Genomic DNA, 21,152 nt, shown 5'->3' with positions numbered 1-21,152 from the left:
GGGAGAGCGACACATGTCAGTCTTGAAGGTTGGCGATCAGAGTCTCAAGGATTTCCAGGACGAGCTCACCCGCAAGTTCGATGACGTGAAGGGCCAGCTGACGGCCCTCCAGGGCGTCATCGACAGCCTCGAAGGCCGCTGGAAGGGCATCGGCGCCGGCGCCTTCGACGCCAAGCAGACCGAGATCAACCAGGGCATGGTGCGCATCGCCAAGCTGATGCTGAACTTCCAGGAGGCCATCCAGGTCACCCGGACGACGTCCAGCAACACGGACGACGAGGTCGAGGCGGCCCTGCGCGGCGTCGACGTGACCGCGGGCTTCTCCGGCGACGCGGGCGCCGAGAAGGCCGCCCGTTCGGGCATCGCCGGCCTCTGACCTCCGGGTCGGAGCCACGCACCAACCCCACCTGAACGACACCACCCAAAAACGGAGGGAACATGGCCGGCAACGACGGCATCATGCTCGTCACGTACGCGTCGCTCGACGACGCGGCGAACCAGATCGACGCGCAGGCGAAGCGCCTGGACGAGGCCCTGGAGGCCATCCAGTCGAAGATCCGCTCGGTCTCCAACACCTGGGAGGGTGAGGCCAAGACCGCCGCCGACGGCGCCCACGCGAAGTGGGACCAGGAGACGCGCGCGATCCACCAGGCCCTGCAGAGCATCTCCAAGGCCGTCCGCCAGGCCGCCCCGGCCTACCAGGCCGGCGACAAGCGCGCCGCGGGCTTCTTCTAAACCGAGGCCACACAAGCGAACAGGGTGGGCGTGCACGGGAGGCGCCCACCCTGTCGCGTTCTCCGGACCGGCCGGCGTCCTACTTCCGCACGCACTCCGGAGAAGCCGAAACGCTCTTCGCGTACGCCTGGATGAGCTTCTCCATCGCGGCCTCGTCGGGCCTGGCATCGTTCGCAATGTAGATCTGGGCGTACAACTCCATCTCGTCCTTGCGCGTGGGGATTCGCGGCTCGGAGCAGGTGACGCGGCTGACGCCGCCCTCGGCTGCGTACGTGTAGGTTCCGTCTTCGCTGACATGCTCGTCGAGCTTGACGCCCCGCATGGACGCGGCCACTTGTGTCGTGCGCTTGCCTTTGCCCCACCAGGACCATTCGGCGTGCAGCGCAGAGGTGCCGTCGACCGAGACCGTGCAGTACTGCGCACCATGTTTGTCTTCGCGTTCTGCCGCGACCCGCGCGCCACCGGCCGGAAGCACCAGTGAGAGCAGCTCTGCGGGCACTGGTGTCCCGCACAGGGAGTCCGGGACTTCGAATGCCCGCTTCTCCTCCTTCGCAGGGGAGCATCCGGAGGCAAGGAGGACGAGTGCGACAGCGGCCACGATGCGTTCCTTTGCGTGCTTCATCATGCGCTTTCTGGTCGGCGGGAGGAGGGAGGCGGGACCCCGCGGTGCCGGCGTCGGCGCGGCAGCCGGCGGGTGGTCGAGAGGGGTGATCAGCCCGGCAGGACCTCTGTCTCGAGTTCGTCGGCCATGTGACGGGCGTTGTCCGAGGCGTCGTTGAAGCCGTTCTGGCCACCTGCCTTGGCCCAGTCCGCGACCTGGTGCGCGTACGGGAGGTCGTGGGCCTTCGCCGCCTCTTCGGCCGCCAACTGGTTCATGTCGAAGGCCTCCTTCCGGGCGGTTCCCCACAGTTCGCCGGCGTTCTTGGACGCCTCCTTCAGCACATCCGTTTCGGACTGCTGGAAGACGTGCTCCAGCACCATGGAGCTGACCGTGCCGGCGACACCGCTGGCGACCGCGCCGCCGACCGGGGTGGCGATGAAGCTGACGCCGACGCCGACTCCCGTGCCGATCGCGCCTGACCAGGCGTTCTTCTGCTGGGCGACGCCGTCCGCGAAGTCCTTGGCCTCCTTGGCCGCCGGGCCGACGATCGCCTCCTGGCGGCCGACCGCCAGGGTGCCGCTGATCTCGGCCGACCGACGCGAGATCTCCTCGATCGTCGTCTGAGGCGACTGCGGATAGCGCAGCTCCTCCGGCGTGTTCGGGTTCAGGTGGTAGTCCATGAGGTTGCCCAGGTACGCGGCCTGGCCGACCTCCACGGCCGCGTTGGCCTTGGGGTCCTGGCCCAGTGTGACCAGGAGGCGGGTGACGTCCGAGTGCTGCAGGTCCGCGGGCGTACCCGCGACGGGGAACAGCTTGTCGGTGTTGCCGCGGCTGTCGTCGGACATGGCGCGGTTGACGTCGGGGAGGTACTCGGAGGTGATCTGCCCGATGCTGTCCGACATGTAGCCGTGCTTGGTCAGGCGCCCGGGGTCGTCTGAGACGGACGCGACGAGCCTCTGCATGAGTTCCGCCTGGTCCCTGCTGTGCGGCGGGGTCTCCTCCGTGGGCATCTGCCCGGCCGGATGACCGGTCGTCGCGGCTTCCAGCGCCATCGCGAGGTTGTTGCGGCCCTCGGTGCTGTCCTCGCCCTTGTCGGTGCTCTCCTTCGGCCAGTCGCGCTCTTCGAAGAGGTAGTCGAAGTTGGTCAGCGAGCGCTTCTCCTTCTTGCCTTCCTCCTCCTTGAACTCGTGGTCCTCGTCCTTGGTGACGAAGTCCGCGTTGAAGAAGTCCGTGGCGGCGCCCGGGCTGTTCGACAGCGCGGCCAGGAAGCCGGTCATGGGGTCGGAGCCGGAGTCGGTGCCCGTGTGGTTCAGCTTCGTGTCCATGCCGAAGGTCTGCCACGCCATGGGAACCTGCCGGCCGTTGAGCGAGTACTTCTTCTCGGCCTCGATCAGCTTCGTGCCGTAGCTCGTGAGGAACTGGTCGTCGTAGTTGCCCCAGCGCATCAGATTGCTCATCACCTGGAAGCCCTGGGAGAGGTTGTTCTTGCCGACCGGCTGGTCGCCCAGGTGGATGATGTCGCTCTTCCAGCGCGACATCTCGGGCGTGTCCGCCTGTGTCGCGGCGGCGAGGGTGAGGCCCAGGTTCTTCTGGAGCTCGGCGAACTGCTTCTGCCGGTCGTGGTTCAGCTCGGGGTGCTCGTAGGGCTGGCTGAGGCCGGACCAGAAGTCCAGCGTCTGCTTGGCGCCCAGCCGCGTCGCGAAGCGTTCGGCGAAGATCGGGTCGCCCGCGTACTTCTTCAGCCCGGCGTTGAGCGCGTCGAAGTCCGCCGTGGTCAGGTCCCCCGGCTCCTTCTTCGCCAGCTTCGCCAGCCGCTCCGCCTCCTTGACGGCGCTGACCGCCGAGTCGCGGTCCTGGTACGACGCGTCCGAGAAGCCGTGATCCGTCAGGTCGACGAGGGCCTTCAAGGCCGCGGAGGCGGTGGTGTCGATGTCGGTGGCCGCGCTGACGATGCCGTCCAGTTCGTCACGTAACGCGTTGACGTCGCTCTGACCGTTCGGGGCCTTCTTGTCGGGGTTCTCGCTGACGGTGAAGGAACCGCCGGACACGGTGACGGTGAGGTTCTTGCTCCGACCGCGCTCGATCGCGTCCTTGAGCCGACGCTGCTGTTCCTTCAGGTCGTCCCGGGTGTCCTTCATGATGTTCCGGATCGACGTGGCCTGGGTGAGCGCGTCACCGAACTCGCCGGCGGTCTTGCCGACGAACGCGCGTGAGATCTCCGCGTTGTCGCCCGCCCAGTCGGCCGTGAGTGCCTTCTTGTGCAGTCCGTCGTGCGCGTCCTTCTTCAACGCTTTCAGCTTGGTCAGCATGGTCGTCCAGTCGCTGACGGTGTCGTCGAGAAGCTTGAAGTTCGCCGAATAGAGGTCTTCGAAGTTCATCGGTTCTTCCCCCGCGTTCAGTCCTTCTTGTCTTTCTCGTCCTTCTCGTCCGGCTTGTAGATCTCGTTCGGCTTCCCGGCCTTGGCCCAGTCGTCGTCGAAACCGGCGTCGAGGGTGGCGATGCCGCTGACGTGTCGCTCGATGAAGATCTCGTCGCCGGCGTGCGCGTTCTGCGTGAAGTCCATGTGGTTCGAGATCAGCGCGCAGGCGTCCATGACGGACCCGAGCTGTCTGTCCCACCGCGTCGACACGTGCGACAGCGCGGCGCCGAGCGCGAACCCCTGCCCGCTGAGGTCGGATGCGGCCGAGTCCATGGAGGTGACGCGTGCCTCCTTCCACAGCCGGTTGTACAGCTTGAACGCCTCGTTCCCGATGGCGGCCAGGTCCTGCTGGCTCACCTTGAGGAATCCGCCCGAGGGGCTGCCGGCGTTCGGCCGGTCCTCGGGCGGCAGCCCGTTCAACCGCATCCGCCCCGCGTCCTGCTCGGCCGCCGAAGACTTCAGCCGCTCCCACTCGTCCCATGCCATGGACGTCACCGCTCCTTGTGGCTCGACCTCATCGGATCCGCTTCGAGGAAGCCCGCCGGGACCTTCCCGAGGCTTCTGACACTCTCCGACGTCGTGGGCATGCCGGGCCACCGGTGAAGTGGAGTCGGCCACGATCTGGCGCAATGGGGAGCCTGCGGCATCGGCGCGACTGTGCCGGATTCCGCCTCACCTGAAAGGAGGGGCCGGCCCGTCCTTACGTCACACCACGGGGTGAAGGCAGCTGACCCCGCCCCGCCCCGCTCCGGCCGCCCGCCCCCGGCTCACCCCCCCCGCGAGCGCCCGCCCCGGCTTCCGGCTCTCACCCCCACCCCGCCGCGAGCCGGACCGAGTCCACGCACTGCCAGCCCGACACCAGGGCGAGGGCCGCGAAGAGCAGGCGGGCGCCGCGGTGGCGGGTGCGGAGGGCGGCCCGGGCTTCGGGGGTGCGGGGGCGCCTGAAGAAGGCGTCGGCCCTCTCCAGACCCCCGCACGCCAAGATCGCGAACAGCGCCGCCATGCCCCCGAACACGAACGCCACCAGTCGCACCGCCGTACCTCCACCGTCCGCGACACCGGGATTCCCCCGCCGCCGCCCGTCCTACAACTCCGGCATCCGCCCCGTCTGCACCAGCGGGTTGCCCCGCTGGCGGGAGACGTAGATGCCGCGGCCCGGGGGCATCGGGCGCATGCGGACGCCGCCGAGGACGTCGCCTTCCTGGGGGTCGCCGGAGAGGAGGACGCCCTGGGCGCCAAGTTCCATCATGCGCTGCATGAAGGACTCGTACGCCGAGCGGCTGGCGCCCGCCGCGCTGCGGGCGATGATGAAGCGGACGCCCACGTCCCGGGCGAACGGCAGCAGTTCCGTCAGCTTCGCCAGCGGGTTGCCGCTCGACGTGGAGACCAGGTCGTAGTCGTCGACGACCACGAACAGGTTCGGCCCCGACCACCAGCTGCGGTCGCGCAGCTGCTGGGCCGTGACGTCCGCCGACGGGGAGCGGCGGCGCATCAGGTCGGCGAGGGCGTCGACGTGGTGCTCCATGTTGTTGGACATGGGCACGTACTCGGCGAGGTGGCTCGCCGGCGTCACGTCGAGCAGCGCGCGCCGGTTGTCGATCACGAAGAACTTCGCCGAGGCCCCGTCGTACCGCTCCGTGATCTGCTTGATCATCAGCCGCAGCAGGTTCGACTTGCCCGACTCGCTCTCGCCGAAGACGAGGAAGAAGGGGTCGCGGTCGAAGTCGACGAAGACCGGCTCCAGGTTGTTCTCGTCGATGGCGAACGCGACGCCGCGCTGCGGCTCCGCGTAGCCCGCCGGCAGGGTTCGCGCGTCCAGCTCGCGCGGCAGCAGCCGCACCTCGGGCGCGCCCGGCGCGGTCCAGTGCCGGGTGACCTCCTGCGTCATCGCGGCCGTCGCCTCGGCGAGGTCGCTGTCGGAGCTGATCCCGTCGATGCGCGGCACGGCGGCCATGAAGTGCAGCTTCTCCGGGGTCAGACCCCGGCCGGGGACGCCGGTCGGCACGTTCGCGGCGATCTTGCGGTCGAGCTCGGAGTCCATCGTGTCGCCCAGCCGCAGCTCCAGGCGGTTCATCAGGTGGTCCTTCAGGTTCGCGCGGACCTCCATGGAGCGCGAGGCGGTGATGACCACGTGGATGCCGTAGCCGAGGCCGCGGGCCGCGATGTCGACGACGGCCGGCTCCAGGCCCTCGTACTCGGTGCGGAAGTTGCCCCAGCCGTCGATGACGAGGAAGACGTCGCCCCACGGCTGATCGGTGACGGAGATGTCGCCGCGGGCCCGCAGCCGGCGGTAGGTGCCGATGGAGTCGATGCCGGCGCTGCGGAAGTACTCCTCGCGCCGCGACAGGATGCCGTACACCTCGGCGACCGTGCGCCGCACCCGCTCGGGGTCCAGCCGGGAGGCGACCCCGCCGACGTGCGGAAGGCCCGCCACCGAGGCCATGCCGCCGCCACCGAAGTCGAGGCCGTAGAACTGCACCTCGTGCGGCGTGTGCGTCAGCGCGAAGGCCGAGATGAGGGTCCGCAGCAGCGTGGACTTGCCGGACTGCGGACCGCCGACGATCTGCATGTGGCCGGCCGCGCCGGAGAAGTCCCGGTAGAGCGTGTCGCGGCGCTGCTCGTACGGCTTGTCGACGACGCCGAGCGGGACGACGAGCCGGCCCGCGCCCTCGTAGCCGGGCTGGGTGAGCCCCCGGCCCTCGACGCCGGCGAGCCCCGGCAGGACCGAGTCGAGCGCCGGCGGGTTGTCCAGCGGCGGCAGCCACACCTGGTGCGCCTCGACGCCGCGCCCTTCGAGCCGGCGCACGATCACGTCGAGCACCGAGTCCGCCAGCGCGTCGTCCTCCGCCTCCCGCGCCTCGGGTACGCGCGCCCGCGCCTCCGGCTCCAGGTAGCGCACCGGCACCGGCGCGGCGGTGAACGGCACCGGCCGCCGGTCCACCGGCAGCGGCCCGCCGGGCAGCGCCGCGTGCTGGTTGGCGCGGTAGGTGCCGGAGACGTACGCGGCCTTGAACCGCACCATCTCGTCGGTGCCGTACTTGAGGTAGCCGGAGCCCGGCACGTTCGGCAGCGAGTAGGCGTCGGGCACGCCGATCGCCGCCCGCGACTCGGCCGCCGAGAACGTCCGCAGACCGATCCGGTACGAGAGGTACGTCTCCAGGCCGCGCAGCCGGCCCTCCTCCAGGCGCTGCGAGGCGAGGAGCAGGTGGACGCCGAGCGACCGGCCGATGCGGCCGATCTGCACGAACATCTCGATGAAGTCCGGCATGGCCGTCAGCAGCTCGGAGAACTCGTCGATGACGAGGACGAGCGAGGGGATCGGCTGCAGCGGGGCGCCGGCCGCGCGCGCCTTCTCGTAGTCGTGGATGTTCGCGTAGTTGCCCGCGTCGCGCAGCATCTCCTGGCGCCGGTTGAGCTCGCCGCGGATGGAGTCGCCCATGCGGTCCACCAGCGTGAGGTCGTCCGCCAGGTTGGTGATCACCGCGGCGACGTGCGGCATCTGGGACATGCCCGCGAAGGTGGCACCGCCCTTGAAGTCCGCGAGGACGAAGTTCAGGGTCTCCGAGGAGTGCGTCACCGCGAGCCCGAGGACCAGTGTGCGCAGCAGCTCCGACTTGCCGGAACCGGTGGCGCCGACGCACAGGCCGTGCGGGCCCATGCCCTCCTGCGCCGCCTCCTTGAGGTCGAGCATCACCGGCACGCCGTCCTCGCCGACGCCGATCGGCACGCGCAGCCGCTCCGAGCGGGACCGCGGCCGCCAGGTGCGGCTCACGTCGACGGAGGCCGCGTCGCCGAGGTTCAGCAGGTCGGTGAAGTCGAGGTTGGCGAGCAGCGGCTCGTCGTCGTCCGAACCGCCCGCCATCCGCAGCGGCGCCAGCTGCCGGGCCAGCGCCTCTGCCGCGTCCGGGCTCAGCGCGTCCGGGCTGCCCTCGTACACGTGCCCGTGCCCGGATTCGAGGCGCAGCGACCCGCCCTCGACGATGACGGACAGGTCGCCGCGGGCACCGGCGCGACCCTCCACGACCTCGATGATCGTGACGCCCTGGATGCCCTCCGGCGAGGCGAGCGGCGAGGTCTGCGGCACGGACTGGCCGTCGAGCACCACCACGAGGTGCGGGTGGTCGAGCAGCGGGTGGTTGGGACCCTGGAAGCGGGGCCGACCGTCGAGGCGCTCGGCGACCAGGTCCTCCAGCTCCCGCGGGTCCGTCGTGATCAGCCGCCGGCTGCCGGCGCCGTCGCCGGGACCCGGGGCCTGCACGTGCGGCAGCCACTTCGTCCACTCCCAGGCGGGGGCCGCGCCGTCACCGGTGGCGACGACGAGGACCAGGTCCTCGGGGGAGTGGAGCGCCGTCAGCGAGCCCACCATCGCGCGGGCCGTCGACCGGGCCGCGTCCGGCTCCCCGCCCACCGTGAGGTGGTAGAAGGCGCGCAGCGACACCGCCATCGGCAGGCCGTCGAGGGTGCTGTGCGCGTTGAGGAACTGCTGCATCGCCCCGGCGGTCAGCGGTTCGAGCTCGTCCACCGGCGCCGTCTCGGGGGCGATCAGCGGCGTCGCCAGCTGCTGGCTGCCGAGCCCGACCCGGACCTGGCCGAAGTCCGCGTCCCCGAGCCGCCGCTCCCAGACCCGGCTGCCCTCGGCGACGAGCGCCCACAGCTGCTCGGGCGAGGGGTGCAGGTAGTACTGCGCGTCCCGCTGGAGCCGCGCCGTCCGCAGCACGGCGCGGCGCGTCTGCGTCAGGTACTTCAGGTAGTCGCGCCGCAGGTCCGCGAGCTGCCCCTGCGTCCCCCGCCGGTAGCGGACCAGCATCGCGATGGCCATGGCCACCGTCGACGCGATCATCACCATGCCCATGATCCGCATGATCGGGTTCGGCGTCATGAAGAAGAACACCACGGAACCGCCCATGCCGAGCATCGGCAGGAGCTGCATCAGGGCGCCCTCCTGCTGCCCGCGGGGCAGCTCCGGAGGGGGTTGCAACTGCACCTGCTCGTCAGGCACTTCGGACGGCAGGGCCCGCGGTGGGCGCTTGACGACGATCTGGCTCACAGCTCACCAATTTCCGTTGCCGGACGGAAAGTTCCTCTAGACGCCCCCGTGGCGAAGGGATCCATCCGCGGGGAGGGATCCTACTTTGGTGCGGGGTCACGGGTGGGCGGTAGGGTGGCCCGAACTATTTGCGTGGCCATGAACTATCGCAAAAAACGGGTCATTCGGAGCGCAACATCCGCGGCTCCCCGACCCCGGTCCGCGAGCCGCTCCGCGGTCCCGCGCCGGCGGCCGGACCCGCCGGCCAGGAGCACCAGGATCACCACGAGGGGAAGCAGCAGGTGAGTATGACGGCCCCAGCCACGGCCGGCGGAGCCGGCCAGTCGGCTCCCACCACCGTGTTCCACGGCGGCACCGGCTTCTGCCGGATCACCGTCGTCGCGCCCGACGGCCGCGTCGACGTCGCCCTCCCCGAGGACGTCGCCCTCGCCGACCTCTACCCGGAGGTGCTCCGCCTCTCCGGCCAGACCCCGGCGCCGGGCGCCCCCGTCGGCTACCACCTGGTGCGCCGCGACGGCACCGTCCTCGACGGCAGCCGCTCGCTGGCCGCCCAGCGCATCCTCGACGGCGAACTGCTGTCCCTGCGCCCCTTCGCCGAGTCGCTGCCCCCGGCCGTCTTCGACGACGTCTCCGACGCGGTCGCCTCCGCCGTCGCCAAGGACCGCACCCTGTGGTCCGACGCCCTGATGCGCGGCGCCGGCCTCTTCGGCGGCGCGGTCCTCCTCGTCCTGCTCGCCTTCGTCCTGTGGACGTCCGAGCCCCGGCACGACATGCACGGCCTGCCCGGCGTCCTGGCCGGCGTCACCGCCGTCCTGCTGCTCGCGCTCGCCGCCGTCCGCGCCCGCGTCTACGACGACCGCGGGTCCGCCGTGGCCCTCGGCACCGGCGCGATGGCGAACGCCGCCGTCGCCGGCTCCGGAGTGCTCGCCCTCGCCTCCGGCCAGGGCATCGGCAAGCTCCAGTTCCTCCTGGCCTGCACCGCCGTCCTCGTCTGCGCGGTGATCCTCATGATCGTGTCGCCGAGCGGCGACGGTCCCTTCGTCGCCTTCGTCTTCGCCTCCGCCGTCGGCATGCTGGTCGCCTTCGCCGCCATCCTCACCCGGCTCACCCCGGCCGAGACCGCCGCCGTCTGCGCCCCCTTCGCGGTCGGCGCGCTCGCCTTCCTGCCCGGCCTCTCCACCCGCTTCGCCCGCCTCCCCATCGGCTTCGAACCGCCCCGGACGGCCATCGGCGGATACGGCTCCGAGGCCGAGCCCCAGGGGCCGGTCGACGCCGTCCGGATCGCCGCCCAGGCCCGCCGCGGCCACGAGCTGCTCGTCGGCCTCGTCGGCGGCTGCGCGCTCGTCGCCGTCGGCTCCGCCGCCGTCCTCGGCTTCTCCGACACCGTCTGGGGCCAGCTCCTCGCCCTCGCCACCGGCGTCGCGATGCTGATGCGCGCCCACCTCTTCCGCTACACCGCGCAGGTCGGCTGCGCCCTCGCCGCCGGCCTCGGCTCGCTCGTCCTCCTCGGCCTCGGCCTCGCCCTGAACCCGCCGACCGAGCTCCTCCTGGAGGCGCTGAAGGGCGACGGCACCGCGCTCGACATCCGTACCGTGTGGCTCTCCGCCGCGATCGCCGGCGTCGCCGCGCTGCTCACGGCCATCGGCCTGATCGTCCCGCGCAAGGGCGTCACCCCCTTCTGGGGCCGCTTCCTGGAGATCGCCGAGACGTTCGTGCTGCTCACGCTGCTGCCGCTCTGCCTCGCGGTCTTCGACGTCTACCACTCCATCCGGGCGCTCACCTCCTGAGCCGCCTGGTACGCTGTGTGACGGCCGTTAGTGTGCGCCCTCCCGGAAGCAGGCGAGATCCCGCCCGGGGGAAGCAGCGCTCATCGGACCTCCGCTCCCGAGTCACGGAAGCTCCCCTGAGATGTAGACCAGGGGCACTCGTGGGCACGAAACCTGAGGAGAACCGCGTGGCTCTCGACGCCGCTGTCAAGAAGCAGATCATGGCCGAGTTCGGCACCAAGGAGGGCGACACCGGCTCCCCCGAGGTCCAGGTCGCCATGCTGTCCCGCCGCATCTCGGACCTGACCGAGCACCTCAAGACCCACAAGCACGACCACCACTCCCGTCGTGGTCTGCTGATCCTGGTCGGTCAGCGCCGCCGCCTGCTGCAGTACCTGGCCAAGAAGGACATCCAGCGCTTCCGTACGCTGGTCGACCGCCTCGGCATCCGCCGCGGTGCGGCCGGCGGCGCCAAGTAAGACGCCGTGGAGGGAGCGGTTCCCACATTCAGGGGGCCGCTCCCTTTGCTGTACGTGCGCGAAGTACCGACCGGCAATTACTCTGGTCGCAGAACGCCACAAGAACGACCGCGCGAGAGGCAGCCGGCACGCCGCCGGTCCTCGGTAGTGGCCCCCGGGCATCGTTCCCGGGTGCTTCGATCGAAGACCGGCCCGCCACTTCACCGCTTCTCCCGCACCCGTCCCGCGTCACACGGGCGCGCGGACCAAAGACGAACGTAGGAGAAACCCATAGTGGAGAACGAGACCCACTACGCCGAGGCCGTCATCGACAACGGTTCCTTCGGTACCCGCACCATCCGCTTCGAGACGGGCCGTCTGGCCCGTCAGGCCGCCGGCTCCGCCGTCGCCTACCTGGACGACGACACCATGGTGTTGTCGGCGACGTCCGCCTCGAAGCGCCCCAAGGACCAGCTCGACTTCTTCCCCCTCACGGTGGACGTCGAGGAGCGGATGTACGCGGCCGGCAAGATCCCCGGCTCCTTCTTCCGCCGCGAGGGCCGCCCCTCCGAGGACGCGATCCTCACCTGCCGCCTGATCGACCGCCCGCTGCGCCCGTCCTTCAAGAAGGGCCTGCGCAACGAGATCCAGGTCGTCGCCACGATCATGGCGCTCAACCCCGACCACCTGTACGACGTCGTCGCGATCAACGCCGCGTCCGCGTCCACCCAGCTGGCCGGCCTGCCCTTCTCCGGCCCGATCGGCGGCGTCCGCGTCGCCCTGATCCAGGGCCAGTGGGTCGCCTTCCCGACGCACACCGAGCTCGAGGACGCCGTCTTCGACATGGTCGTCGCCGGTCGCGTCCTGGAGGACGGCGACGTCGCGATCATGATGGTCGAGGCCGAGGCAACCGAGAAGACCATCGCCCTCGTCCAGGGCGGCGCCGAGGCGCCGACCGAGGAGGTCGTCGCCGCGGGCCTCGAGGCCGCGAAGCCGTTCATCAAGGTCCTGTGCAAGGCGCAGTCGGACCTCGCCGCCAAGGCCGCCAAGCCCGAGGCCGAGTTCCCGATCTTCCTGGACTACCAGGACGACGTGTACGCCGCCCTCGAGGAGGCCGTCCGCGGCGAGCTGGCCCAGGCCCTCACCATCCCGGGCAAGCAGGACCGCGAGGCCGAGCTCGACCGCGTCAAGGAGCTCGCCGCCGAGAAGCTCCTCCCGGCCTTCGAGGGCCGCGAGAAGGAGATCTCCGCCGCCTACCGCTCCCTGACCAAGGCCCTGGTCCGCGAGCGCGTCATCAAGGACAAGGTCCGCATCGACGGCCGCGGCGTCACGGACATCCGTACGCTCGCCGCCGAGGTCGAGGCCATCCCGCGCGTGCACGGCTCCGCCCTGTTCGAGCGTGGCGAGACCCAGATCCTGGGCGTCACCACCCTCAACATGCTCCGCATGGAGCAGCAGCTGGACACCCTCTCCCCGGTGACCCGCAAGCGGTACATGCACAACTACAACTTCCCGCCGTACTCCGTCGGCGAGACCGGCCGCGTCGGCTCCCCGAAGCGCCGCGAGATCGGCCACGGCGCGCTCGCCGAGCGCGCGATCGTGCCGGTCCTCCCGTCCCGCGAGGAGTTCCCCTACGCGATCCGCCAGGTGTCCGAGGCCCTCGGCTCCAACGGCTCGACGTCCATGGGCTCGGTCTGCGCCTCCACCATGTCGCTGCTGAACGCCGGTGTGCCGCTCAAGGCCCCCGTCGCCGGCATCGCCATGGGTCTGATCTCCCAGGAGATCAACGGCGAGACGCACTACGTCGCCCTCACCGACATCCTCGGTGCGGAGGACGCCTTCGGCGACATGGACTTCAAGGTCGCCGGTACGAAGGAGTTCGTCACCGCCCTCCAGCTCGACACCAAGCTGGACGGCATCCCGGCCTCCGTCCTGGCCGCGGCCCTCAAGCAGGCCCGTGACGCCCGCCTCCACATCCTCGACGTGATGATGGAAGCGATCGACACCCCGGACGAGATGTCCCCCAACGCCCCGCGGATCATCACGGTCAAGATCCCCGTGGACAAGATCGGTGAGGTCATCGGCCCCAAGGGCAAGATGATCAACCAGATCCAGGAGGACACCGGCGCCGAGATCACGATCGAGGACGACGGCACCATCTACATCGGTGCCCAGGTCGGCTCGCAGGCCGAGGCCGCCCGCGCCACGATCAACGGCATCGCCAACCCGACCATGCCGGAGGTCGGCGAGCGGTACCTGGGCACGGTCGTCAAGACCACCACCTTCGGTGCCTTCGTCTCCCTGCTCCCGGGCAAGGACGGCCTGCTGCACATCTCGCAGATCCGCAAGCTCGCCGGCGGCAAGCGCGTGGAGAACGTCGAGGACGTGCTCGCGATCGGCTCCAAGGTCCAGGTCGAGATCGCCGAGATCGACCAGCGCGGCAAGCTCTCCCTGATCCCCGTGATCGAGGGCGAGGACGAGCAGAAGGACGACGCCTCCTCGTGACGTCCCGTAGTTCCGCGACGACGGCCCGCCCCTCCTCCGAGGGGCGGGCCGTCGCCCGTACCCAAACGCTTCTCCCGGGCAAGGACGGCATCGGCACCGTCCGCCGCACGACCCTCCCCGGTGGCCTCCGGATCGTGACCGAGACCCTTCCCTCGGTGCGCTCGGCGACCTTCGGCATCTGGGCCCACGTCGGCTCCCGCGACGAGACGCCGGCGCTCAACGGCGCCACCCACTACCTGGAGCACCTCCTCTTCAAGGGCACCGCCAAGCGCTCCGCCCTCGACATCTCCTCCGCGATCGACGCGGTCGGCGGCGAGATGAACGCCTTCACGGCGAAGGAGTACACCTGCTACTACGCCCGGGTCCTCGACACCGACCTGCCGCTGGCGATCGACGTCGTCTGCGACATGCTCACGGGCTCGCTCATCCTCGACTCCGACGTGGACGCCGAGCGCGGCGTGATCCTCGAGGAGATCGCGATGACCGAGGACGACCCCGGTGACGTGGTGCACGACCTGTTCGCGCAGACCATGTTCGGCGACACCCCGCTGGGCCGCCCGGTCCTCGGCACCGTCGACACGATCAACGCGCTCTCCCGCGGCCAGATCGCCCGCTTCTACAAGAAGCACTACGACCCGACCCACCTGGTCGTCGCCGCCGCGGGCAACGTGGACCACGCCACGGTGGTGCGCCAGGTCCGCCGCGCCTTCGAGAAGGCCGGCGCCCTCACCCGTGCCGACGCGGCCCCGATCGCCCCGCGCGACGGCCGGAGGACGATCCGCACGGCCGGCAAGGTCGAGCTGCTCGGCCGGAAGACCGAGCAGGCGCACGTCGTCCTCGGCATGCCCGGCTTGGCCCGCACGGACGAGCGCCGCTGGGCGCTCGGCGTGCTGAACACCGCCCTCGGCGGCGGCATGTCCTCCCGCCTCTTCCAGGAGGTTCGGGAGAAGCGCGGCCTCGCCTACAGCGTGTACTCGTACACCTCGGGCTTCGCCGACTGCGGCCTCTTCGGCGTCTACGCGGGCTGCCGCCCCGGCCAGGTCCACGACGTGCTGCGGATCTGCCGCGACGAGCTGGCCCAGGTGGCCGCCGACGGGCTCACGGACGAGGAGATCACCCGTGCCGTCGGCCAGCTCTCCGGCTCCACCGTCCTCGGCCTGGAGGACACCGGCGCGATCATGAACCGGATCGGCAAGAGCGAGCTGTGCTGGGGCACCCAGATGTCGGTCGACGACATGCTGGCCCGGATCGCGGCCGTCACCCCGGACGAGGTCCGGGAGGTCGCCCGGGACGTGCTGACCCAGCGGCCCTCGCTCTCGGTGATAGGCCCGCTGAAGGACAAGCAGGCGGACCGCCTCCACCTGGCCGTCTCCTGACCATCCCCTAAGGAAGAAGTGCGATGAGCAAGCTGCGCGTGGCGGTCCTCGGCGCCAAGGGCCGGATCGGCTCCGAGGCCGTGAAGGCCGTCGAGGCCGCCGAGGACATGGAACTGGTCGCGGCCCTGGGCCGCGGCGACGGCCTGGAGACCCTCGCCGAGGCGGGCGCCCAGGTCGTCGTCGAGCTGACCACCCCCGACTCGGTCATGGCCAACCTCGAGTACTGCGTGGGCCACGGCATCCACGCCGTCGTCGGCACCACCGGCTGGACCGAGGACCGCCTCGCGCGGCTGAACGGCTGGCTCGCCGCCTCCCCGGAGACCGGCGTGCTCATCGCCCCGAACTTCTCCATCGGCGCGGTCCTCACCATGAGGTTCGCCCAGCTCGCGGCCCCCTACTTCGAGTCCGTCGAGGTCGTCGAGCTGCACCACCCGAACAAGGTGGATGCCCCCTCCGGCACCGCCACCCGCACCGCCCAGCTGATCGCGAAGGCCCGCGCCGAGGCCGGTCTGGGCGCCCAGCCGGACGCCACCGCGACCGCCCTCGACGGGGCCCGCGGCGCGGACGTGGACGGCGTGCCGGTGCACGCGGTACGGCTCCGGGGCCTGCTGGCCCACCAGGAGGTGCTGCTCGGCGGCGAGGGCGAGACGCTCACCGTCCGCCACGACTCGCTGCACCACTCCAGCTTCATGCCGGGCGTGCTGCTCGGTGCCCGCCGCGTGGTGAGCACCCCGGGCCTCACGTTCGGCCTGGAGCACTTCCTGGACCTGGGCTGACGGTCATGGGCGGCAAGATCACGTACGTCTTCCTCGCCACCGTCCTCGTGCTGGTCTTCGGGGTGGTGGCGATGGAGGGCGTCCTGCTCCTCCTGACCGGTGAGCCGGCGGCCATGGGCATGGGCGCGGTGGCGTTCCTGCTGCCCTGCGTCGGCGGCTGGTTCCTGTGGAAGAACACCAGCTTCGCGCGCCGGGCGAACCGGCTGGCCGCAGAGCTGGAGGCCGAGGGCGGACTGCCCGTCGACGAGCTGAAGCGCACCCAGGGCGGCCGGATCGACCGCGACTCCGCGGACGAGGTCTTCGCCCGGCGCAAGGCCGAGACCGAGGAGACCCCCGAGGACTGGCGCTGCTGGTTCCGGCTCGCGGTCGCCTACCACGACGCCCGCGACACCCCCCGGGCCCGCAAGGCGATGCAGCGGGCCATTGCCCTCCACGAGGACCGGACGGTCAGCGCCTGACGCCGTATTCGGCGTGCCAGGCCTCGACGGTGTCGGCGGCCCGGTCGAAGGCCTCGGTCCGGGAGAGGAAGTCGGCGTTGTGGTCGGTGAGCAGCACCAGCTGCTCGCCGGCCGTCCGGTCGAGGAGCAGGGCCTGGCCCTGGACCGTCCGGGGGAAGTTCAGCCAGCGCACCGGCTGCTGCGCGGTGCGGACCTCGGCCACCTTCGCCCAGGGCGTGGTGCCGGTGGTGAGGAAGCCGACGCGGCGCACGCCGGCGCGGCTGACCCAGGTGCCCATGCGCAGCAGGCGCAGCGCGGCGAGGATGATCAGCACGGCGATGCCGAAGGTGACGCCGGCCCCGCCGACGGCGCCCGCGGCGGCGATGATCACGGCGGCGAGCAGCACGAAAGAGGCGAGCAGCAGCGCGAGCGCCGCCGCCCCGACCCGGTAGGGCCCCGGACGGTACGGACGGCGCCACTGGTCGTGGTCGTCGAACGGCAGCGCGACGGCGTCGTCGGCGTCGGCGTCGAAGGCACGGTCGGCCGTCAGGAAGGGCAGGGGCACGGCGGTTCCTCACTCACAAGCACGCTCGAAGGGGCAGTGCCCGGTGAGGCTACCTCAGCGGTTGTCGGAGGCTTCGGACTGCTGCCGGTGCGCGGGCGAGTCCGTGCTGTCGAGGGAGGGCATCCCGAGGAGCAGGGAGCCGACGAGCCCGGCGGCCACGGTGAGTCCCAGCAGCGTGCGCCCGACGACCTGCCCGGGCCTGAGCCGCTCCCGAGGCGGCGGAGTGACGTTACTGCGGAATTCGTCGGCCTCCGCCACGAACGCGAACGGTACGGCCTCGTCCCGCCTGTACATGGGTGTCACTCTCCTCGGTGGTCGTCGTGCGCCTCACAGGTACAGACGATCGAACAGATGGTTTGGTGCCGTTTTTCACCGAAGCGGCCCAATCTCATCCTTCCGACGGACTCGCGCTAACCTGGGCCCGCCCCACAGACGACTGGAAGGTACTCCTGGTGACCGACACCCCCACCGAGCCGGCGAAGATCGACCTCAGGAGCGACGTCACCGTCGAACTGGTCAAGAGCGCCGCGGCCGACTCCGACGTCCTCTGGGCGGCCCGGGTCTCCACGGCGGGGGAGCAGTCCCTCGAAGAGCTCCAGAAGGACCCGGAGCGTTCGAAGGGCCTGATCAACTACTTGATGCGGGACCGCCACGGCAGCCCCTTCGAGCACAACTCGATGACCTTCTTCATCAGCGCCCCGATCTTCGTCTTCCGCGAGTTCATGCGGCACCGGGTGGGCTGGTCGTACAACGAGGAGTCGGGCCGCTACAGGGAGCTCCAGCCGGTCTTCTACGTCCCCGACGCCTCCCGCAGGCTGGTCCAGGAGGGCCGCCCGGGCAAGTACGTCTTCGTCGAGGGCACGCCCGAGCAGCACGAGCTGACCGGCCGCGCGATGGAGGACTCCTACCGCCGGGCGTACGAGACGTACCAGGAGATGCTCGCCGCCGGCGTCGCCCGGGAGGTGGCCCGCTCGGTCCTCCCGGTCGGCCTCTACTCCTCGATGTACGCCACCTGCAACGCCCGCTCGCTGATGCACTTCCTCGGTCTGCGCACCCAGCACGAGCTGGCCGCGGTCCCCTCCTTCCCGCAGCGGGAGATCGAGATGGTCGGCGAGAAGATGGAGGAGCACTGGGCGCGCCTCATGCCGCTGACCCACGCGGCCTTCAACAAGAACGGCCGTGTGGCGCCGTAGGGCACAGATGTTCGTCCACTCTCCCGAAGTGTCCGTATTGCGACGTTTCGTGAAGTTCATCTAGGCTGATCAAACGGACCCGGCACTGCTTGAACCCCCGAGCAGGCAGTGCCGGGCTCCACTTCTCACGTCCCCCGAGGGGACACCCGGCGCTGAGCAGCGAGTAGCGTGTTACCCATGGCTCCGATCTCCACTCCGCAGACCCCCTTCGGGCGGGTCCTCACCGCCATGGTCACGCCCTTCACGGCGGACGGCGCTCTCGACCTCGACGGCGCCCGGCGACTCGCCACCCACCTGGTGGACGCAGGCAACGACGGCCTCGTCGTCAACGGCACCACCGGCGAGTCCCCCACCACCAGCGACGCGGAGAAATCGGAGCTCGTACGCGCCGTACTGGAGGCGGTCGGCGACCGCGCCCACGTCGTCGCCGGCATCGGCACCAACGACACCCGCCACTCCATCGAGCTGGCCCGCGCCGCCGAGCGCGACGGCGCCCACGGCCTCCTCGCCGTCACGCCGTACTACAACAAGCCCCCGCAGGAGGGCCTGTACCGGCACTTCACGGCCATCGCCGACGCCACCGGCCTCCCGGTGATGCTCTACGACATCCCCGGCCGCTCCGGCGTCCCGATCGACACCGAGACGATCGTCCGGCTCGCCGAGCACCCCCGGATCGTCGCCAACAAGGACGCCAAGGGCGACCTCGGCCGCGCCAGCTGGGCCATCGCCCGCTCCGGCCTCGCCTGGTACTCCGGCGACGACATGCTCAACCTGCCGCTCCTGTCGGTCGGCGCCGTCGGCTTCGTCTCCGTCGTCGGCCACGTCGTCACCCCGGACCTCCGCGCCCTCCTCGACGCCCACCTCGCGGGCGACCACGAGAAGGCCACCGAGATCCACCAGAAGCTGCTCCCCGTCTACACCGGCATGTTCCGCACCCAGGGCGTCATGACCACCAAGGCCGCGCTCGCCCTCCGGGGCCTCCCGGCCGGCCCGCTGCGCCTCCCGCTCGTCGAGCTCTCCGACCGGGAGACCGACCAGCTCAAGGTGGACCTCGCCGCGGGCGGGGTAGACCTCTGACATCCGACTTCACAACTGAACAGTGACAACTGAAAACCGTGATGAACGAACACCCACAACAGCAAGTGCACGATTGTCATGCGCGCCACGTGTCGACTGGTACGTGGCGCGTGTGGTGAGGAGAGTCTTTTGAGTCATCCGCATCCCGAACTCGGCGCCCCGCCGAAGCTCCCCCAGGGCGGCCTGCGCGTCACCCCGCTCGGCGGCCTGGGCGAGATCGGCCGCAACATGACCGTCTTCGAGTACGACGGCAAGCTGCTGATCGTCGACTGCGGCGTCCTCTTCCCCGAGGAGGAGCAGCCCGGCGTCGACCTGATCCTGCCCGACTTCACCACCCTCCAGGACCGCATCGACGACGTCGTCGGCATCGTCCTGACCCACGGCCACGAGGACCACATCGGTGGCGTGCCGTACCTGCTGCGCCTGCGGCAGGACATCCCCCTCATCGGCTCCAAGCTGACCCTCGCGCTGATCGAGGCGAAGCTCCAGGAGCACCGCATCCGCCCCTACACGCTGGAGGTGGCCGAGGGCCACCGCGAGCGCCTGGGCGCCTTCGACTGCGAGTTCATCGCGGTCAACCACTCCATCCCGGACGCCCTGGCGGTCGCGATCCGCACCCCCGCGGGCATGGTCGTCCACACCGGCGACTTCAAGATGGACCAGCTGCCGCTGGACAACCGCCTCACGGACCTGCACGCCTTCGCCCGGTTGAGCGAGGAGGGCATCGACCTCCTGCTCACCGACTCGACGAACGCCGAGGTCCCCGGCTTCACGGCACACGAGCGGGACATCTCCAACGTCCTGCGGAACGTGTTCGCCAACGCCCAGAAGCGGATCATCGTGGCGAGCTTCGCCAGCCACGTGCACCGCATCCAGCAGATCCTCGACGCCGCCCACGAGTACGGCCGCCGGGTCGCCTTCGTCGGCCGCTCGATGGTCCGGAACATGGGCATCGCCCGCGACCTCGGCTACCTGAAGGTCCCGGCCGGTCTCGTTGTCGACGTGAAGACCCTGGACGACCTCCCGGACGACGAGGTCGTGCTCGTCTGCACGGGCTCGCAGGGCGAGCCGATGGCGGCGCTGTCCCGGATGGCCAACCGCGACCACCAGATCCGGATCGTCCCCGGCGACACGGTCATCCTGGCCTCGTCCCTCATCCCGGGCAACGAGAACGCGGTCTACCGCGTGATCAACGGCCTGACCCGCTGGGGCGCCAACGTCGTCCACAAGGGCAACGCCAAGGTCCACGTCTCGGGCCACGCCTCGGCCGGCGAGCTGCTGTACTTCTACAACATCTGCAAGCCGAAGAACCTCATGCCGGTCCACGGCGAGTGGCGCCACCTGCGGGCCAACGCCGAGCTCGGTGCGATGACGGGCATCCCGAAGGACCACATCGTCATCGCCGAGGACGGCGTCGTCGTCGACCTGGTCGACGGCCGCGCCCGCATCACCGGCAAGGTCCAGGCGGGGTACGTGTACGTGGACGGCCTCTCGGTCGGCGACGTCACCGAGACCTCCCTGAAGGACCGCCGGATCCTCGGCGAGGAGGGCATGATCTCGGTCTTCCTGGTGGTGGACTCCACCACCGGCAAGATCACCGGCGGCCCGCACGTCCACGCGCGCGGCTCCGGCATCGAGGACTCCGCCTTCGACGCGGTGCTCCCCAAGATCGAGCAGGCGCTGAACAAGTCCGCCCAGGACGGCGTCGTCGAGCCCCACCAGCTCCAGCAGCTGATCCGCCGCGTCGTCGGCAAGTGGGTCTCCGACACCTACCGCCGCCGGCCGATGATCCTCCCGGTCGTCGTCGAGGTCTGAGCCCGAAGGGCCTGACCAGCACTGTCACGGAGCGGGCCGCCTCGATTTGCATCGAGGCGGCCCGCTCCAGTACGTTTACGGCTCCACCAGAACGGGAAGCCGCAGCGCCGCAGTGCGCTCGGACGGCCGACCGGGAGGCGGAAAATCCGACCGAGATCATCTGATAAAGTCGGAAAGCGCCGGAAGGCCCCGAGGAATTGAAACTCAGGACCGGAAAGCACCGAGGAAATCGGATCGGAAAGATCTGATAGAGTCGGAAACGAAGGAAGCGCCCGGAGGGCCTGGAGACAGGAACGAAGGAAGCGTCCGCACCTTGAGAACTCAACAGCGTGCCAAAAATCAACGCCAGATTAGTTGATACCCCGTCCAGCCGGTTTCGGTT

At 70.2% G+C, this 21,152-nt stretch carries 18 protein-coding genes; 11 read left to right on the top strand and 7 right to left on the bottom strand.

The genetic code is table 11. From position 1 onward, the window contains the following. Positions 1–13 precede the first annotated feature (13 nt). Positions 14–376 carry a WXG100 family type VII secretion target gene (locus tag ACFZCF_RS05435; protein WP_043230526.1) on the top strand — a complete coding sequence of 121 codons (363 nt, stop codon included), beginning with the start codon at positions 14–16 and terminating at the stop codon, positions 374–376. A 62-nt stretch (positions 377–438) separates the two neighbouring features. After that, the gene (locus tag ACFZCF_RS05430; RefSeq protein WP_391284835.1) at positions 439–735 is read left to right on the top strand and encodes a WXG100 family type VII secretion target; all 297 of its coding nucleotides are present in this window, start codon (positions 439–441) and stop codon (positions 733–735) included. A 79-nt stretch (positions 736–814) separates the two neighbouring features. On the opposite strand, the gene ACFZCF_RS05425 is transcribed toward ACFZCF_RS05430, so the two are convergent. From ACFZCF_RS05425 to eccCa, 5 genes are all read right to left on the bottom strand, one after another. Then, the gene (locus ACFZCF_RS05425) at positions 815–1,360 is read right to left on the bottom strand and encodes a hypothetical protein (protein ID WP_391284833.1); all 546 of its coding nucleotides are present in this window, start codon (positions 1,358–1,360) and stop codon (positions 815–817) included. Between the two features lie 86 nt (positions 1,361–1,446). Then, a complete protein-coding gene (locus tag ACFZCF_RS05420) occupies positions 1,447–3,714 on the bottom strand; it encodes a hypothetical protein (RefSeq protein WP_391284831.1) in 2,268 nt (755 codons plus the stop codon). 17 nt (positions 3,715–3,731) lie between these two features. After that, a complete protein-coding gene (locus ACFZCF_RS05415; protein WP_388435546.1) occupies positions 3,732–4,241 on the bottom strand; it encodes a hypothetical protein in 510 nt (169 codons plus the stop codon). A 319-nt stretch (positions 4,242–4,560) separates the two neighbouring features. Further along, entirely contained in the window at positions 4,561–4,788 is a 228-nt protein-coding gene (locus ACFZCF_RS05410; RefSeq protein ID WP_391284829.1) for a hypothetical protein, read from the bottom strand. 51 nt (positions 4,789–4,839) lie between these two features. Further along, complete coding sequence (gene eccCa, locus ACFZCF_RS05405) at positions 4,840–8,802, bottom strand: type VII secretion protein EccCa (RefSeq protein ID WP_391284827.1); 3,963 nt, start codon at positions 8,800–8,802, stop codon at positions 4,840–4,842. A 287-nt stretch (positions 8,803–9,089) separates the two neighbouring features. Here eccCa and eccD point away from each other — a divergent pair, with 287 nt between their 5' ends. The 6 genes from eccD (at position 9,090) to ACFZCF_RS05375 (ending at position 16,141) form a co-directional block, all read left to right on the top strand. Then, positions 9,090–10,589, top strand: a complete 1,500-nt coding sequence (eccD, locus tag ACFZCF_RS05400; RefSeq protein WP_388435537.1) for a type VII secretion integral membrane protein EccD — start codon at positions 9,090–9,092, stop codon at positions 10,587–10,589. A gap of 167 nt (positions 10,590–10,756) precedes the next feature. Further along, complete coding sequence (gene rpsO, locus ACFZCF_RS05395) at positions 10,757–11,047, top strand: 30S ribosomal protein S15 (RefSeq protein WP_128976159.1); 291 nt, start codon at positions 10,757–10,759, stop codon at positions 11,045–11,047. A 273-nt stretch (positions 11,048–11,320) separates the two neighbouring features. Then, positions 11,321–13,531 carry a polyribonucleotide nucleotidyltransferase gene (locus tag ACFZCF_RS05390; protein WP_388435534.1) on the top strand — a complete coding sequence of 737 codons (2,211 nt, stop codon included), beginning with the start codon at positions 11,321–11,323 and terminating at the stop codon, positions 13,529–13,531. Then, on the top strand, positions 13,528–14,907 hold the full coding sequence (locus tag ACFZCF_RS05385; protein ID WP_388435531.1) for a M16 family metallopeptidase: 1,380 nt from the start codon (positions 13,528–13,530) through the stop codon (positions 14,905–14,907). Before ACFZCF_RS05390 ends, ACFZCF_RS05385 begins: the two co-directional genes overlap by 4 nt. A 23-nt stretch (positions 14,908–14,930) precedes the next feature. Then, on the top strand, positions 14,931–15,683 hold the full coding sequence (gene dapB / locus ACFZCF_RS05380) for a 4-hydroxy-tetrahydrodipicolinate reductase (protein ID WP_388435528.1): 753 nt from the start codon (positions 14,931–14,933) through the stop codon (positions 15,681–15,683). A 5-nt stretch (positions 15,684–15,688) separates the two neighbouring features. Continuing rightward, entirely contained in the window at positions 15,689–16,141 is a 453-nt protein-coding gene (locus ACFZCF_RS05375) for a hypothetical protein (RefSeq protein ID WP_391284822.1), read from the top strand. Here the strand turns inward: ACFZCF_RS05375 and ACFZCF_RS05370 are convergent. Next, entirely contained in the window at positions 16,131–16,685 is a 555-nt protein-coding gene (locus ACFZCF_RS05370) for a hypothetical protein (protein ID WP_388435525.1), read from the bottom strand. The genes ACFZCF_RS05375 and ACFZCF_RS05370 overlap by 11 nt on opposite strands. Before the next feature lie 54 nt (positions 16,686–16,739). Then, positions 16,740–16,979 carry a hypothetical protein gene (locus ACFZCF_RS05365; RefSeq protein ID WP_388435522.1) on the bottom strand — a complete coding sequence of 80 codons (240 nt, stop codon included), beginning with the start codon at positions 16,977–16,979 and terminating at the stop codon, positions 16,740–16,742. 158 nt (positions 16,980–17,137) lie between these two features. Here ACFZCF_RS05365 and thyX point away from each other — a divergent pair, with 158 nt between their 5' ends. The 3 genes from thyX to ACFZCF_RS05350 all read left to right on the top strand — a co-directional run bounded on the left by thyX (position 17,138) and on the right by ACFZCF_RS05350 (position 20,770). Beyond that, positions 17,138–17,878, top strand: a complete 741-nt coding sequence (gene thyX / locus ACFZCF_RS05360; RefSeq protein WP_391284820.1) for an FAD-dependent thymidylate synthase — start codon at positions 17,138–17,140, stop codon at positions 17,876–17,878. Between the two features lie 177 nt (positions 17,879–18,055). Next, entirely contained in the window at positions 18,056–18,955 is a 900-nt protein-coding gene (dapA, locus tag ACFZCF_RS05355) for a 4-hydroxy-tetrahydrodipicolinate synthase (RefSeq protein ID WP_388435517.1), read from the top strand. Positions 18,956–19,084: 129 nt separating this feature from the next. Then, positions 19,085–20,770: a ribonuclease J gene (locus tag ACFZCF_RS05350; protein WP_388435514.1), complete on the top strand. Its 1,686-nt coding sequence runs from the start codon at positions 19,085–19,087 to the stop codon at positions 20,768–20,770. Positions 20,771–21,152 lie beyond the last annotated feature (382 nt).

The organism is Streptomyces sp. NPDC007945 (genome assembly GCF_042958885.1).
Classification (GTDB): domain Bacteria; phylum Actinomycetota; class Actinomycetes; order Streptomycetales; family Streptomycetaceae; genus Streptomyces.
This window is presented reverse-complemented; position numbering and strand designations above follow the sequence as displayed.

Coding starts and splice junctions, on each gene's coding strand:
- ACFZCF_RS05415 (WP_388435546.1), bottom strand. CDS start 4,241: ATGGCATGGGACGAGTGGGAGCGGCTGAAGTCTTCGGCGGCCGAGCAG.
- ACFZCF_RS05435 (WP_043230526.1), top strand. CDS start 14: ATGTCAGTCTTGAAGGTTGGCGATCAGAGTCTCAAGGATTTCCAGGAC.
- dapB (WP_388435528.1), top strand. CDS start 14,931: ATGAGCAAGCTGCGCGTGGCGGTCCTCGGCGCCAAGGGCCGGATCGGC.
- dapA (WP_388435517.1), top strand. CDS start 18,056: ATGGCTCCGATCTCCACTCCGCAGACCCCCTTCGGGCGGGTCCTCACC.
- ACFZCF_RS05375 (WP_391284822.1), top strand. CDS start 15,689: ATGGGCGGCAAGATCACGTACGTCTTCCTCGCCACCGTCCTCGTGCTG.
- ACFZCF_RS05425 (WP_391284833.1), bottom strand. CDS start 1,360: ATGATGAAGCACGCAAAGGAACGCATCGTGGCCGCTGTCGCACTCGTC.
- ACFZCF_RS05430 (WP_391284835.1), top strand. CDS start 439: ATGGCCGGCAACGACGGCATCATGCTCGTCACGTACGCGTCGCTCGAC.
- ACFZCF_RS05365 (WP_388435522.1), bottom strand. CDS start 16,979: ATGTACAGGCGGGACGAGGCCGTACCGTTCGCGTTCGTGGCGGAGGCC.
- ACFZCF_RS05420 (WP_391284831.1), bottom strand. CDS start 3,714: ATGAACTTCGAAGACCTCTATTCGGCGAACTTCAAGCTTCTCGACGAC.
- eccD (WP_388435537.1), top strand. CDS start 9,090: ATGACGGCCCCAGCCACGGCCGGCGGAGCCGGCCAGTCGGCTCCCACC.